This is a genomic window from Streptomyces sp. NPDC033136 (assembly GCF_055578235.1).
In genome coordinates, this window is sequence record NZ_JBVIPD010000009.1 from 15,197 (window position 1) to 29,927 (window position 14,731).

Sequence of the window (14,731 nt, forward strand, 5' to 3'; positions counted from 1 at the left end):
AGCCGGGACAGCCGTACCCGCAGCCCGGACAGCCACCGGCCGCACCCCCGCAGCCGGCCTACGGCTACCCCCAGACCGGTCAGCCCGGACAGCCGTACGCCCAGCCGGGCCAGCCATACCCGCAGGCTGCAGGGCAGCCGCCCTACCCGCAGCCGGGACAGCCGTACCCGCAGCCCGGACAGCCACCGGCCGCACCCCCGCAGCCGGCCTACGGCTACCCCCAGACCGGTCAGCCCGGACAGCCGGGCCAGCCGGCACAGCCCGACGGGCAGGCCCCGCCGCCCCCGTCCCCGACGCAGTAACCGCCTCACCCGATCGGCCCCTTTCGAGGGGCCGATCCCCGTCCCGGCCCGCGCCGTTCCCACTCGGCGCGGGCCTCGGTGCGTTCAGGGGCGAAATCCGTTGCCAGTCCCTGGCCAGGGGCGCGTCAGTGGTCTCGGCCAATGGGTGCGAAAAGCTCGCCAATTCGTTATTTCCGCAGGCCACGAGGGGTGAACACGCCGTTGACGGGCGGGAAGGACCGCTGGTACACACACAGCATCCATCTGACAGCTGATCAACCCGTCCTTACCGTCCGAGCGATGACGCGAGGTCCGACCATGGGCACGATCGATCAGACACGCAGCCTCCCGCGCGGCCTCCGGCTCGTCGCCGTGGCCGGGGCGGCGGCGCTCACCCTCACCGCCGGTCTCTCGACCCCGCTCGACCCGGCGCCCCGGCAGGCCCGGGCGGCCGACGACGGCAAGAAGGTGCTGACCGTCGCGGTGGCGCAGAGCGTGGACTCGCTCAGTCCGTTCCTGGCGGTCCGGCTGCTCAGCACGAGCATCCACCGGCTCATGTACGAGTACCTGACGAACTACGACCCCAAGGACAACCACGCCATCCCAGGCCTGGCCACCAAGTGGGAGTCCTCGCCGGACAAGCTGACCTGGACGTACACGATCCGCTCCGACTCCACGTGGTCGGACGGCCAGCAGGCCACCGCCGAGGACGCGGCGTGGACGTTCAACAAGATGATGTCCGACCCCGGCGCCGCCACGGCGAACGGCAGCTACGTCGGCAACTTCCGGAAGGTGACGGCCCCCAGCCCCACCGAACTGGTCATCGAACTGAAGAAGCCGCAGGCCACGATGACCGCGCTCGACGTGCCGATCGTGCCGAGGCACGTGTGGGAGAAGGTCCCGGACTTCTCGGAGTTCAACAACGACAAGACCTTCCCCGTCGTCGGGAACGGCCCGTTCGTGCTGACCGGCTACAAGGCGGACAGCTACGTCCGGCTCAAGGCCAACAAGGGCTTCTGGCGCGGGGCGCCGAAGTTCGACGAACTGGTCTTCCGCTACTACAAGGACCAGGACGCCGCCGTGTCGGCGCTGCGCAAGGGCGAGGTCTCCTTCGTCGCCGGGTCACCTTCCCTGACGCCCGCCCAGGCCGCGTCCCTGGAGGGCACGGACAACATCAAGGTCAACGACTCCCCCGGCCGCCGCTTCTACGCCCTGGCCACCAACCCGGGCGCGAAGGCGAAGAACGGCGAGAAGTTCGGCGACGGTCACCCCTCCCTGCTGGACCAGCGGGTGCGCAACGCGCTGTTCAAGGCCGTCGACCGCGAGGCCATCGTCGACAGGGTGTTCCAGGGGCACGCCGCCGAGGGCGAGGGCTACATCCCGCCGCGCTTCTCGCAGTACTTCTGGAAGCCGTCCGCGAGCCAGGAGCTGACGTACGACCCGGCCGAGGCGGCCCGGCTGCTCGACCGGGCGGGGTACCGGAAGAACGGCGACGGCAAGCGCGTCGGCAAGGACGGCAAGCCGATCACCTACCGCGTCCTGTGCCACGCCACCGACCCCAACGACAAGGCGGTCGGCAAGTACCTCCAGGAGTGGTGGGGCGACCTGGGCATCGGCGTCCGGCTCGACTGCCTGGACAACGTGACCGACCCGTGGCTGGCCGGCGAGTACGACCTGGCGTTCGACGGCTGGTCGGTCAACCCCGACCCGGACTTCGTCCTGTCCATCCACACCTGCGGCGCCCTCCCGGCGACCCCTGAGGACACGGGCGCGACCGACAACTTCATCTGCGACAAGAAGTACGACGAGCTCTACGCCCGGCAGCTCGGAGAGTACGACCCCGCCAAACGGGCGGACATCGTCAAGCAGATGGAGTCGCGGCTGTACGACCTCGGGTACATGAACGTCATGGCGTACCCGAACGCGGTCGAGGCCTACCGGACGGACCAGATCAAGTCGATCACGACCATGCCCGTGAAGGCGGGGAACATCTACGGCCAGGACGGCTATTGGAGCTGGTGGTCGGCGGTCCCGGCGGACTCCGGCGGCTCCTCGGACAACGCGTCGTCGACGGCCGTCGTGGTCGGCGTCGTCGCGGGTGTCGTGGTCCTCGCCGGGCTCGGCGGCTTCGCGGCGATGCGGCGGCGGGCCACCGCCGAGGACCGCGAGTAGAGCGGCGAACGGGCACTCATGACCGCTGACGCGACCCCCGCGCTGGTCGAGGACGAGCAGACGGCGGCCGGGCCGCGGGTACGCAAGGGCTCCGCGTACCCGAGGTACCTGGCCGGCAAGCTGGCCGGTGCGCTCGTCTCGCTGCTGGCCGTCCTCGTGACCAGTTTCTTCCTCTTCCGGCTGATCCCCGGCGACCCGGTGAAGACCATGACGGGCGGCCGTCAGGTGTCGGCCGACCAGCTGGCCGCCTACCGGGAGGAGTTCGGGCTCGACCTGCCGCTGTGGAGGCAGTTCACCGACTACTGCGGCAAGGCGCTCACGGGCGACTTCGGGACGTCGTACCAGTTCCGCTCCCCCGTCGTGGACAAGATCACGGAGGCGCTGCCGAACACCCTGCTGCTCACCGGCACCGCCTTCGTCCTGTACACCGCGCTCGGCATCTTCCTGGGCACCCGCTCGGCCTGGCGGCGCGGCGGGCTCGGCGACCGGGTCAACACCGGCCTGGCTCTGACCCTGTACTCCATCCCGTCCTTCTGGCTCGGCCTGCTGCTGATCATCGTGCTGTCGGTGGGCATCGGCCCGGTCCCGGGTCTGTTCCCCACCGGAGGCATGGAGTCGGGCGGCAAGGAGGGCTTCGGTCAGGTCCTCGACGTGGCGCACCATCTGGTGCTGCCGGTGGTGACGCTGGTGGCCGTGGAGTACGGGCAGACACTGCTGGTCACCCGGTCGGCGCTGCTGGACGAGATGGGCGGCGACTATCTGACGACCGCGCGGGCCAAGGGCCTGCGCGACGACCTGGTGCGCCGCCGGCACGCCGTGCCCAACGCGCTGCTGCCGACGGTGACCCTGATCTTCATCAACCTCGGCCGGACGGTGGCGGGCGTGATCCTGGTGGAGACGGTGTTCTCCTGGCCGGGGCTCGGCGGGCTGTTCTACCAGGCGCTGAGCGTGCCCGATCTGCCGTTGGTGCAAGGGCTGTTCTTCGTGTTCGCCGCCGCGGTGATCGTGATGAACACCCTCGCCGACCTGGTCTATCCCCTGCTGGACCCCCGGGTGACGCGATGACGACGACCGACACGGCCCTGAGCCCGCGTGCCCTCGCCCGGCAGCGCCGCCGGGCCTCCGCCGCGCGCTTCTGGCGGCAGTACCGCGCCGAGAAGGCGGGGCTGTACGGCCTGACCGTGCTCGCCCTGTGCGCGCTGCTGGCGCTGTTCGCACCGCTGTTCGTGGGCTCCGACGTCAGCAGTGTGACCGGCGCGCCGGGGCGTCCGATGCAGAGCCCGAGCACCGGGTTCCCGCTCGGCACCGACCGGTTCGGGCGGGACCTGCTGGGCCTGGTGATCTGGGGCTCGCGGGTGTCGCTGCTGGTCGGGCTGCTCGCCGCCGTGCTGTCGGTGGCGATCGGCACCCTGATCGGGGTGACGGCCGGGCACTTCAAGGGCTGGTACGCGACGGTGATGATGCGGATCACCGACTGGTTCCTGGTCATGCCGACGCTGGTGCTGGCGATCGCCCTGGCGACCGTGATGTCCCGCTCGCTGACCACGATCGTCATCGCGATCGGCGTCACCACCTGGCCGACCACGGCCCGGCTGGTGCGGGCGCAGACACTGGCGGTGGAGACGCGGCCGTACATCGAGCGGGCGAAGGCGCTCGGCGGCGGCCACCGGCACATCATGTCGAGGCACGTCCTGCCCAATGTGATGCCGCTGGTGCTGGCGCAGACGACCCTGATCATCTCCTCGGCCATCCTCGCCGAGGCGACCCTCGCCTTCCTCGGGCTCGGCGACCCCACGGTCGTGTCGTGGGGCGGGCTGCTCCAGGACGCGCGCGAGGCGGGCGCCGTCAGTGCCGGGGACTGGTGGTATCTGGTGCCGCCTGGCATCGCCATCGCCGTGGTGGCGCTGGCGTTCACGCTGTGCGGGCGGGCCGTGGAATCCGTCCTCAACCCCAGGCTGGGGGTGTCGCGTTGAGTCTGCTCGACGTCAGGAACCTGACCGTGACGTACCCGGGCGGCGCGGCCGCCGTGCGCGGGGTGGACCTGCGTCTGGACGCCGGCCACAAGCTGGGCCTCGCCGGGGAGTCCGGCTGCGGCAAGTCCACGCTGGCGCTGGCCCTGCTGCGGCTGCTGCCGAACGGCACCCGGATCACCGGGGAGGTGCTCCTCGACGGCGAGGACGTGCTGACCATGAAGTGGGGCCGGGTGCGGGCGGTCCGCTGGGCCGGGGCCTCCGTCGTCTTCCAGGGCGCGATGCACTCCCTCAACGCCGTGCACCGCATCGGCGACCAGATCGCCGAGCCGATCCTGCTGCACCGGAAGGCGACCCCGGCCGGGGCGAGGAAGAAGACCGGCGAACTGCTGGAGCACGTCGGTCTTCCCGCCGCCCGCGCGGACGCCTACCCGCACGAGCTGTCCGGCGGACAGCGCCAGCGCGTCATGATCGCCATGGCCCTGGCCTGCGACCCACGGCTGATCATCGCCGACGAGCCGACCACCGCGCTCGACGTGATGATCCAGGCCCAGATCCTGTGGCTGGTCGAGCAGCTGGTCGCGGACCAGGACCTCGGCCTCGTCATGATCAGCCACGACCTGGCGGTCCTCGCCGACACCTGCGACCGGCTCGCGGTGATGTACGCGGGCCGGGTGGTCGAGGAGGGCCCCGCTCAGCAGGTGTACGAGGACGCCCGGCACCCGTACGCCAGGGCCCTGTCGGCCGCGTTCCCGCGCATCGGCGACCCGGCGTCCCGGTTCGCTCCGCAGGGCCTCGCGGGCGACCCACCGGACCCGGCCGCGCTGCCGTCCGGGTGCACGTTCCATCCGCGCTGCCCGGGGGCGCTGGAGTCGTGCCCCGAGGAGGACCCGGCACTGCGGGAGGCGGGGCCGGAGCGCCGCGCGGCGTGTGTGCTGGTCGGCCCGCCGGGAGCCGGGCCCCACGGGGAACGGACCCGTGAGGAACGGACGACGCGGGATCCGGAGACCCGTGAGGAGCGGTCGGCCGGGGAACCGGAGGCCCTGGAGGAAGCGAGGCCCGCCACCCCATGACCCTGTCCCCCACGGCCCCCGGAGTCACCGCGGTGCCCCTGCTGAGCGCCCAGGGCCTGTACGTCACCTTCCCCGGCCGGCACGGCGGCCCCCGGGCCCGAGCGGTGGACGGCGTGGACCTCGGCATCCGGCCCGGCGAGATCGTCGCGCTGGTCGGCGAGTCCGGCTGCGGCAAGACGACCCTGGCGCGCGCCCTGCTGGGCCTGGTCGAGCCGACCGCGGGCCGGGTCACCTTCGACGGCCGCCCCCTGGACTACTCCGGCCGCTCCCTCAAGGCGTACCGCAAGCGCGTCCAGCTGGTCCTGCAGGACCCGAGCGGCTCACTCAACCCCCGGCACACGGTGTACGACGCGGTCGCCGAGGGCCTGCGCATCCACGGCTACGGCGGCGACGAACGGACAGCGGTCGCCGAGGCGCTGTCCCGGGCGGGCCTGCGCCCACCGGAGCGCTTCTTCCTGCGCTACCCGCACGAGCTGTCCGGCGGACAGCGCCAGCGGGTCGTCATCGCGGGCGCACTCGTCCTGGAACCCGAACTCCTCGTCGCCGACGAGCCGGTGGCGTCCCTGGACGCCTCCGTGCGCGGCGAGATCCTCGCCCTGCTGCTGCGGCTGCGCGCCGAGCTCGGCCTGTCCGCGCTGGTCGTCACGCACGACCTGGGCCTCGCCTGGAACATCGCCGACCGGGTCGCCGTGATGTACCTGGGCCGGATCGTCGAGACGGGCGCGGTGGAGCAGGTGCTGACGGCTCCTCGGCATCCGTACACCCAGGCCCTGTTGTCCGTCCTCCCGGAGGCCCCGGGCGACCCGGTGATCCTCACGGGGGAGCCCCCGGACCCGTCGCGTGTGCCGCCGGGGTGCCGCTTCCACGCCCGCTGCCAGGTGCTGGCGAGCGGTGAGGCGGAACGGGCGGGCGTCGCGGACGCGTGCCGCGGTCAGGATCCGGAGATCCTCGGCGGCGGCACGGCCCAGGTGGCATGCCACTGGGCGACGCGCTGACGGCGAAGCCGGGCGGGACGCCCCGGGCGCCGTGTCACCCGGCCGGGGCCTGTTGCGAAACTGGTGTCTGCCGCGCGACGCCCGGCCCGCCCTAAGCTTGAGGCCTCCCGGCGTGGGCGAGGGCGCTGGGGGTTCGGCGGCCGACGATCGCCGGGGCTTCCTGGACGAGCGTGTCGTCGGTGAGCGCTTCCACCATGAACAGCGCGAAGTCCACCCGGCGCGTCAGGTTGCTGGCCAGGACCGGGTCGCCGACGCGGCGGCTCCACACGGGCAGGCCCTGGCTCTCGCCCTCCTCCAGGCTGCTGCCGCGCACCACGGTCCACCGGGTGTCGCTGGCGAACACCCGCCGGCACGCCTCGACCTGGTCGTCGATCTCGACGGCGCGGACGAGCTTGCCCAGTACGGCTGCGATCCGGACTCCCAGAGTGAACATCCGTGAGTACGTGTCCTTGCCGTCGCGGGTGATGTGCCAGCCGCAGGAGAAGACCAGGCGCGCGCCCGGCCGTGCGTGGTCGAGCACCGCCTGCGCGGTCCCCGACGCGTACTGCCGCACCCCCCACGGCACCAGCACCGTCAGCACCCCGTCGCACCCGGCGACCGCCCGCCGGATCACCTCCGGGTCGTCGGTGGGCCCGGGGACGACGGTCATCCGGCCCTCGAACACGGCCAGCTTCGGCACGCTGCGCTCCCGGCACACCCCGACCACCTCGTAGCCGCGCTCCAGCGCGTGCCCGACCATGTACTGCCCGAGCTTCCCCGAAGCCCCGATGATGCAGACCTTCTTCACGCGATCCGTGTCCATGGCGCAGCCCCTTCGCCGAAACGTCTACCTTATGTTGTAAGGCAAGCTAGCCTTATGCCGTAAGGCGGTCAAGGAGAGCGCACGAGGAAAGCGAGAAGGAGGCTCTGGATGCGCGAGGGGAACAAGGGCCGGCGTGGGGCGGCGGCGCGCAGTCCGCTCAGTCGTGAGCGCGTGATCCGCACGGCGGTGGCCGTGGCGGACGAGAAGGGGGCGGCGGCGCTCACCATGCGGGCCATCGCCGAACCGCTGGGCGTCGAGGCGATGTCGCTCTACCACCACGTCGCGGGCCGGGAAGACATCCTGGACGGCATGGTGGACGCGGTGTTCGCGGAGATCGACCTGCCGCCGCGCGACACGGACTGGAAGAGTGCCCTGCGCCACCGCGCGGACTCCGCCCGTGCCGTCCTCGGGCGCCATCCCTGGGCCATCGGCCTCATGGACTCCCGGTCCCAGCCCGGCCCCGCGACCCTGCGCCATCATGACGCGGTCATCGGTACGCTGCGCGCCGGAGGATTCTCCGTCCCCATGGCCGCGCACGCCGTCTCACTGATCGACAGCTACCTGTACGGGTTCGTGCTCCAGGAGCTGAGTCTGCCGTTCAAAGGCGCGGCCGAGCTGGACGAGGTCGCGGGCGCCATCCTGCGCGACATGCCCGCCGACACCTACCCCCACCTCACCGAACTGGCCACCGAGCACGTCCTCAAACCCGGCTACGACTACGCCGACGAGTTCGTCTTCGGCCTCACCGTCATCCTCGACGCCCTCCACCCGGACGAGGCCGCGGGCGCACAGCGCACGGGCGGGCCCGCCGGGGACCGCTAGGGCCGCTCGGCCGCCGCCACCAGCTCCCGGCAGCGCTTGACGTCCTCGGCCATCTGCTCCAGCAGCGCGTCCAGCGTGTCGAACCTGGCCTGCCCCCGCACGAACGCCAGGAAGCCGACGGCGACATGGAGGCCGTACAGGTCGAGGCCCACCCGGTCGATGGCGTAGGCCTCCACCGTCCGCTCGGTCCCCTCGAACTGCGGATTCGTGCCGACGGAGATCGCAGCCGGCATCACTTCCCCCTGGGCGTGCAGCCAGCCGGCGTACACACCGTCGGCCGGGACGGCCGTGTGCGGCAGCGTCTCGACGTTGGCCGTCGGGAAGCCCAGTTCACGCCCCCGCTGGGCGCCCCGTACGACGACGCCCTCCACCCGGTGCGGCCGGCCCAGGATCTCCGCCGCTCCCCCGACATCGCCCTCGGCGACCAGCCGCCGGGTCAGCGTCGAGGAGAACGGCTCGCCACCGCCCGCCTCACCCCGCACGTACAGGTCGACGACCTCGACCTCGAAGTCGTAGGTCTTGCCCTGCGTGGCCAGGAACTCCACGTTGCCCGCGGCCTTGTGCCCGAAGCGGAAGTTGGGGCCCTCGACGACCGCCTTCGCGTGCAGCTTGTCGACGAGGACCTTGACGACGAAGTCGGCCGGGGACAGCTTCGAGAACTCGGTCGTGAAGGGGAGGATGAGCACCGCGTCCACGCCCAGGTCGGCCATGAGTTCGGCGCGGCGGTGGTGCGGGGCGAGCAGCGGCGGGTGGCTGCCGGGGCGGACGACCTCGCTGGGGTGCGGGTCGAAGGTGACGACGACGACGGGCACGCCCAGCTCCCGGGCCCGGTCCACGGCATGCCGGATGATCAGCTGGTGTCCGCGGTGGACTCCGTCGTAGGAGCCGATGGTGACGACGCTGCGCCCCCAGTCCTGGGGGATGTCCTCCAAGCCACGCCAGCGCTGCACTGTGCCTGCTCCTTGTCGAAAGCTCGTCTGACCCGTGTCCGGTCGGTTGTCCGTGGTTGCCTCGTGCGCAGGTCCATGCGCAGGTCTAAGGGTGCCATGCCGGGTGTCTCCCGCCCGCATCGGCATGGGGGCTGTGACAGGGCGCACGGCCCGTACCGCGCCCCGCCGTCCGGGGCGCCGGTCAGGCGGGTACGCCCACGCCCGCGAGGTGCTCGATCGTCCGGCGGGAACTCGGTCCGACCAGCGCTGCCCACTCCCCGGGCACGTCGGCCAGCCAGCAGGCCACACGGGCGGCGAAGCCGGGCACGTGCCGGCCGAGGTCGACCAGGGCGCGGTCGAAGCGGCCGGCGCCCTCCGGGGTGCGCACGAGGAGCAGGCCGACGCGGTGGACGAGGTCGCGCAGGTCGTCGCCGCCGTTGCGGGCGGCGGTGTGCAGCAGCGCGTCCAGGACGTCGGTGTCGTGCTCGCGGGCGAGGAGCGCGTCGCGCAGCTCGCGGCGCAGCGGGCGGGAGGCGGGGATACCGGGCGGGGTGAGGACGGCGGCGAGGGCGCACCGCAGCCGCACGCCGCCGCCCTCCAGCAGGCCGGTGACCAGCGGCAGGAGCACGGCCCGGGCGGCGGGGCCCCGGTCCAGCCGCTGGTCCACGTAGGCGGCGACCTGCCCGGCGAGTTCCGCACGGCGCTCCGCCGCGTCCCGGACCAGGGCGGCGACCGGGCGGGCCAGGCCCGGCGGGGTGGCGTCGGCCAGTGCCCGCAGCGCCTCCTCCGCGTCCGGCCGCTCCAGCCGTGCCGCGAAGGCGCCGAGAACCGGTTCGGGGTGGGTCAGGAGGGCACCGGCCAGGGCGTCCGGCGGGAAGTGCGGGTCTCCGGCCGCGAAGTGCTCCAGCGCCCTCGGGAGATGGCGGACGCGGGTCTGCGGGTCCTGGACGAGGAGGGCGAGTGCGCCGCCGTGCAGGGCGCGGTCGGCGGGGCGGGCGAGCAGGGTGAGGGCCGCGTACCGCAGGAGGGCGCGGTCGCCTCCGGTGCTCACGTGCGGCGCGACGCGCAGACCCTGCTCGACGGCGGCGCTCCGGCGCGCCGGCCGCTCGTCACGCGCCCACCGGTCGACGGCCCGGCACACCGCCGACGGCTCCTCCTCGGCCAGCACGGCGAGCAGTTCGCCGGCCCGCCGGTGCGCGCGGTCGGCGAGCACGTCCGCCAGCTCGTCCAGGGCGCGCCGGCGGTGGGTGTGCAGCAGCGCCTGGGCCGCCGTGGCCACGGTGGCGTGCGGGGTGGCGGGCAGCGGCTGCTCGTCGTCGAACCAGCGGGCGAGCTGCGGCTGCACGCCGGTGGGGTCGGTGGCGAGCAGTCCGGCGATCGCGTCGAGGAAGCGGGGGGCGGCCTCGCACGGCGGGCCGTCGGCGTGGACCAGCCGCCGCAGCAGTGTGAAGCGCGCCTCCTGCGGCAGTCGCAGGCCGGTCCAGAAGGCGGGCCCGACCTCCTCCGGCACCGGCCGCTCCTGCTGCCGCCAGGCCACGATGCGGTCGGCGAGCAGCCGCAGCACCTCGGTGTACGGCGCCGCGTCGGACACGGCCGTCAGGGTCCCGGCGAGCAGCCGGGCGGCCCACCAGGACCTCGGGCCGGCGTCCAGGGCGTGCACCAGGTCGGCCAGACGGGCGGCCAGCGGGCCGGTGCCGTGCAGGCGGCCCAGGTACAGCAGGGCCTGGACGACCGGCCCGATGCGGTGGTGCGGGACGGGGTCGCCCTGCGCGTCCTCGCGGCGCCGCACGAGGACGCGCAGGGCCTCGTCGAGGTCGAGGTGCATGCCCTGGAGCCAGTCGGCGAGCTCCTCATGGGCGAAGCGGTAGCCGGCTCCGGCGGGCACGAGCAGGCCCTCGGCGAGCACGGCCGACGCCCAGCCCGTACCGCCCCCGAGCCGCTCCGGGGCGGGCCCCCACGGGAACACCGCCCCGAACACCTCCCGGTCCAGGTCGCCCGGCCCCGGGCCGAGGCTGCGCCGGGCGGCCTCGTGCACCTGCCCGGCGACCCGGGCGGCCAGCCGTCGTACGGCGGTGCCGCGCGGGCCGTCGCCGACGGCCAGACGGCCGGCGATGCGCAGGCACATCAGGTCCAGGTGGGCGGAGAGGACCTCGTGCCGGTCGACGGGGGCCACGGGGACGTCCGGGGCGTCCGGGAGCGCGGCCCGGACCTCGGCGAGCAGCCGGAGGGTGAGGGGATGCCGGGCGTCGGGGCCGGCGAGGGCGCTCTCCGGGATGCCGTGCCGCAGGCGCGCTTCCCGGGCCTCCTCGTCGGTGAGGTCGCCCAGACGCACACACGTGGGCCGGTGCAGCAGTTCCGAAACCTCCTCCCAGTACTCCGTCCGGCACGCCACGGCCAGCCGTGCTCCCGTCTCCCGCAGCCAGCGTTCGGTCCCGTCCGTCCAGTCGGCCAGACGCTGGGTCAGGGCCTGCGGCATCTCCTCGGGGCCGTCGAGGAGGAGCAGCAGGGGACGGCCGCGATCACGGGCCAGGCGGGCGAGGCGCTCGGGTGTGGTGTCGCCCATGCCGGCGGGGAAGGGGGCCCGTGCGGCGGCCACTACGGGGGTCGCCCGGGCCAGCGCCCGGCGTGCCGCGTCCGCCACCGACCTGTCGTCGGCCCGCAGTTCGCAGCCGCGCAGCCACAGCGTGGGATGCCCGCTGTGGCCGCGGCGCGCGGCCAGCGCCGCGAGTTCCGTCGTACGACCGCTGCCGGGCGCCCCCACGAGGCCGAGGACGGCCGCCGGGCCTGGGCCTGCGGCGAAGGCGCTGAACTCGGCCGCCACGGCCGCCCGTTCGACCGGCTCCGGCACACCGGTCCCGCCGGGCGGGCCGTCCAGCCCCACCGAGGTGCCGGTCAGCTCCAGCACCCCGGCCAGGTTGAGGTCGACGCCGTAGGCGGGGACCGTCGCCGCGTTCTCGGCGAGCAGTTCGGCCAGCGGACCGGCCGCTCCGGCGACCCGGGCATGCAGCGGTACGGCGAAGCCGACATCACGGTGGCCGGAGCTGAGGGCGGTGCCGAGCACCCCCACGACGGCACCGGTCCCGGCGTCGAGCACCGGGCCGCCGGCCGCTCCTCCGCCCAGCCGCAGCGCGTCCCGTCCTGCCGTGCCGACCGCGAGCTCCAGTGCGGTGTCGAGCCGGTGGCGGCGGTCCGTGGCCGCGTACGTCACGGCGGCCGGGCCCAGCACCCGTGCCTCGCGCCAGCCGCCGGCGGCGATCCGCACGTAGGCGCCGGTCTCCGTCCCGTCCCGCGTGGTGACGGGCAGGGGCGGCACGCCGAGCCCTTGCGTCCGTACGAGGGCCAGGTCCAGCGCGGGCAGGGGGGTGACCGCGTCGGCGTCCACCACCCGGCGGCGGTCCCCCGCCCCGTGCAGGACGAGCCGGGGCAGGCCGTCGACGGCCTCGTGGCTGGTGATCAGTGTGCCGTGGTGGTCGGCCAGGAAGCCGGTGCCGCGGGGGCGGCCCGCCGGGTCGTGGATGCGGACGAGGGCCCTGTCGAGGCCGGCCTCGTCTCCGTGCCCCGCTGTTCCAGGGTGGTCCGGGCAGACCGGTGCGCTGTCGTCCGTCTCCCGGGACCGGTTCCGCGACGCCATCGTCGAGCCTCCCCGCCGTACACCCGTGCTCTCGTGCCCTCGTGTTCGACCGTAGGGGCGAGATGATCAGCGGGACAGATCGCTCGGCGAAAGCGCCCCCTTCCACTCCCCCGGTTCACTCCGAGCGCCCGCTCGGACGGGTGAAGGAACGGGGGCGGCTGGATAACCCTAGAGGTGGGGGAACCGAGGGGGGACCGTGGAGCGGCGGCAGTGGAGGTATCCCGTGGCCGCCGCTCCACGGGCGGACCCGAGGCCCGCCGGGCCGTCCGTCAGCCGAAGACGGCCAGGCTCCTGGCCTTGCCCCGATGCGCCTCGACCAGGGCGAGGAGGCGGCCCTCCGGGTCGAAGACGGCGACCGGGCCGGAGCCCGCGTACTGGTCGGGCATCTCCAGCCGTACGCCGTTGGTGAGCAGCCGGGCGCGCCGTGCGTCGACGTCCCAGCGGGGGAAGGCCGCCGCGGCGGCCTCGGCGACCGGCATCACGGTCAGATCCTGCTGGAGCTGGTCGAGGGTGCGGGCGGCGTCCAGCTTGTAGGGGCCGACGCGGGTGCGGCGCAGGGCGGTGAGGTGCCCTCCGACGCCGAGGCCGGCGCCCAGGTCGCGGGCCAGGGCCCGGATGTAGGTGCCGGAGGAGCAGACGACCGACACGACCAGGTCGCGTACGGCCGTGCCGTCCTCGGCGACGGCGTCCCGGACGTCGTACACGCCGAAGGAGGAGACCGTGACGGGCCGGGCGGGGATCTCGAACTCCTCGCCGTCCCTGGCCCGCTTGTAGGAGCGCACGCCGTTGATCTTGATGGCGCTGACCTTCGACGGCACCTGCATGATGTCGCCGGTCAGCTCGGCGATGCCGGCGTCGATGGCGTCGCGGGTGACCCCGGAGGCGTCGGTGGAGGAGGTGATCTCCCCCTCGGCGTCGTCCGTGAGGGTGTTCTGCCCGAGCCGGATCGTGCCCAGGTACTCCTTCTCGGTCAGCGCGAGGTGACCGAGGAGCTTGGTGGCCTTCTCGACGCCGAGGACGAGGACGCCCGTCGCCATCGGGTCGAGGGTGCCGGCGTGCCCGACGCGTCGTGTTCTGGCGATGCCGCGCATCTTGGCGACGACGTCGTGCGAAGTGAAGCCCGACGGCTTGTCGACGATGACGAGGCCGTCGGGCGTGGTGTGCTTCTGGGTCATTCGGCGGTGTCGTCCGTCTCGTCGTCCTCGTCCGGCTTCCGGTACGGGTCGGCGTCACCGGCGTACTTCGCACCGGCGGACGCCTCGCGCACCTTCTCGTCGGACTGGCGCGCCTTGTCGAGGAGGTCCTCGATGTTCCGGGCGGTGTCCGGGAGGGCGTCCATGACGAAGGTCAGGGTCGGCGTGAACTTCACGCCGGCGGCCCGGCCCACCTCGGAGCGCAGGATGCCCTTGGCGCTCTCCAGGCCGGCGGCGGCCTCGTTGCGCTCCTCGTCGTCCCCGTACACGGTGTAGAAGACGGTCGCCTCCCTGAGGTCACCCGTGACCCGGGTGTCCGTGATGGTGACGTGCGAGCCGAGCCGCGGGTCCTTGATCCCGCGCTGCAGCTTCTGGGCCACCACTTCCCGGATGAGGTCCGCCAGCCTCTTGGCCCGCGCGTTGTCGGCCACTGGTCCGTCTCCCGTTCTTTCCTGTCTGGTCGTTCTCGGTTCGTCAGTCGTCTTCGCCGTGGAAGCGCCGCCTGACGGACAGCAACTCCACCTCGGGCCGGGCTGCGACCAGCCGTTCGCACCGGTCGAGCACCTCGCTCAGGTGCCCCGCGTCGCCGGACACCAACGCCAGGCCGATGACGGCCCTGCGGTGGAGGTCCATGTGGTCCACCTCGGCCGCGCTCACCGCGTACTTGCGCTGGAGCTCGGCGACGATGGGGCGGACGACGGAGCGCTTCTCCTTCAGCGACCGTACGTCGCCGAGGAGCAGGTCGAAGGACAGAGTCCCCACGTACATGTGTATCCGGATGACCCGCCGGTACGGGATCGATGGCCCTGCCATCCGCGTGGCAGGGACATCAGAACCGTACAACGAACGGCCGGGGCCGATCG

13 protein-coding genes are annotated in these 14,731 nt (G+C 73.3%); 6 read left to right on the forward strand and 7 right to left on the reverse strand.

Annotated features, from left to right (window positions below; translation table 11 throughout):
* A partial coding sequence (locus tag ACZ5TL_RS18535; RefSeq protein ID WP_468590945.1) for a hypothetical protein occupies window positions 1-311 on the reverse strand: 311 nt, incomplete at its 3' end.
* Between the two features lie 270 nt (window positions 312-581).
* Here ACZ5TL_RS18535 and ACZ5TL_RS18540 point away from each other — a divergent pair.
* Genes ACZ5TL_RS18540 through ACZ5TL_RS18560 form a run of 5 tightly spaced genes read left to right on the forward strand, consistent with a single transcriptional unit; the run spans window position 582 to window position 6,491 of the window.
* Window positions 582-2,453 (forward strand): ABC transporter substrate-binding protein, encoded by a 1,872-nt coding sequence (locus tag ACZ5TL_RS18540; RefSeq protein ID WP_468590946.1) that lies wholly within the window; start codon window positions 582-584, stop codon window positions 2,451-2,453.
* Window positions 2,454-2,471: 18 nt separating this feature from the next.
* Window positions 2,472-3,518, forward strand: coding sequence for an ABC transporter permease (locus tag ACZ5TL_RS18545; RefSeq protein ID WP_468590947.1), 1,047 nt, complete (start codon window positions 2,472-2,474; stop codon window positions 3,516-3,518).
* Complete coding sequence (locus ACZ5TL_RS18550) at window positions 3,515-4,426, forward strand: ABC transporter permease (protein WP_468590948.1); 912 nt, start codon at window positions 3,515-3,517, stop codon at window positions 4,424-4,426. Before ACZ5TL_RS18545 ends, ACZ5TL_RS18550 begins: the two co-directional genes overlap by 4 nt.
* Complete coding sequence (locus ACZ5TL_RS18555) at window positions 4,423-5,496, forward strand: ABC transporter ATP-binding protein (protein ID WP_468590949.1); 1,074 nt, start codon at window positions 4,423-4,425, stop codon at window positions 5,494-5,496. Before ACZ5TL_RS18550 ends, ACZ5TL_RS18555 begins: the two co-directional genes overlap by 4 nt.
* On the forward strand, window positions 5,493-6,491 hold the full coding sequence (locus ACZ5TL_RS18560) for an oligopeptide/dipeptide ABC transporter ATP-binding protein (RefSeq protein WP_468590950.1): 999 nt from the start codon (window positions 5,493-5,495) through the stop codon (window positions 6,489-6,491). The genes ACZ5TL_RS18555 and ACZ5TL_RS18560 overlap by 4 nt, the downstream gene beginning before the upstream one ends.
* A 91-nt stretch (window positions 6,492-6,582) precedes the next feature.
* On the opposite strand, the gene ACZ5TL_RS18565 is transcribed toward ACZ5TL_RS18560, so the two are convergent.
* Window positions 6,583-7,293 carry an NAD(P)-dependent oxidoreductase gene (locus ACZ5TL_RS18565; protein WP_468590951.1) on the reverse strand — a complete coding sequence of 237 codons (711 nt, stop codon included), beginning with the start codon at window positions 7,291-7,293 and terminating at the stop codon, window positions 6,583-6,585.
* 108 nt (window positions 7,294-7,401) lie between these two features.
* On the opposite strand from ACZ5TL_RS18565, the gene ACZ5TL_RS18570 reads away from it, so the two are divergent.
* Window positions 7,402-8,115: a TetR/AcrR family transcriptional regulator gene (locus tag ACZ5TL_RS18570; protein ID WP_468590952.1), complete on the forward strand. Its 714-nt coding sequence runs from the start codon at window positions 7,402-7,404 to the stop codon at window positions 8,113-8,115.
* Here ACZ5TL_RS18570 and ACZ5TL_RS18575 read toward each other — a convergent pair.
* The 5 genes from ACZ5TL_RS18575 to ACZ5TL_RS18595 form a co-directional block, all read right to left on the reverse strand.
* On the reverse strand, window positions 8,112-9,065 hold the full coding sequence (locus tag ACZ5TL_RS18575) for a bifunctional riboflavin kinase/FAD synthetase (protein ID WP_468590953.1): 954 nt from the start codon (window positions 9,063-9,065) through the stop codon (window positions 8,112-8,114). The genes ACZ5TL_RS18570 and ACZ5TL_RS18575 overlap by 4 nt on opposite strands.
* A 181-nt stretch (window positions 9,066-9,246) precedes the next feature.
* The gene (locus ACZ5TL_RS18580) at window positions 9,247-12,675 is read right to left on the reverse strand and encodes a trypsin-like peptidase domain-containing protein (RefSeq protein ID WP_468590954.1); all 3,429 of its coding nucleotides are present in this window, start codon (window positions 12,673-12,675) and stop codon (window positions 9,247-9,249) included.
* Window positions 12,676-12,944: 269 nt separating this feature from the next.
* Window positions 12,945-13,850: a tRNA pseudouridine(55) synthase TruB gene (gene truB, locus ACZ5TL_RS18585; protein WP_468590955.1), complete on the reverse strand. Its 906-nt coding sequence runs from the start codon at window positions 13,848-13,850 to the stop codon at window positions 12,945-12,947.
* Window positions 13,847-14,299, reverse strand: coding sequence for a 30S ribosome-binding factor RbfA (gene rbfA, locus ACZ5TL_RS18590; RefSeq protein WP_468590956.1), 453 nt, complete (start codon window positions 14,297-14,299; stop codon window positions 13,847-13,849). Before rbfA ends, truB begins: the two co-directional genes overlap by 4 nt.
* A gap of 43 nt (window positions 14,300-14,342) precedes the next feature.
* Window positions 14,343-14,636 carry a DUF503 domain-containing protein gene (locus ACZ5TL_RS18595; RefSeq protein WP_010042759.1) on the reverse strand — a complete coding sequence of 98 codons (294 nt, stop codon included), beginning with the start codon at window positions 14,634-14,636 and terminating at the stop codon, window positions 14,343-14,345.
* Window positions 14,637-14,731: the final 95 nt, after the last annotated feature.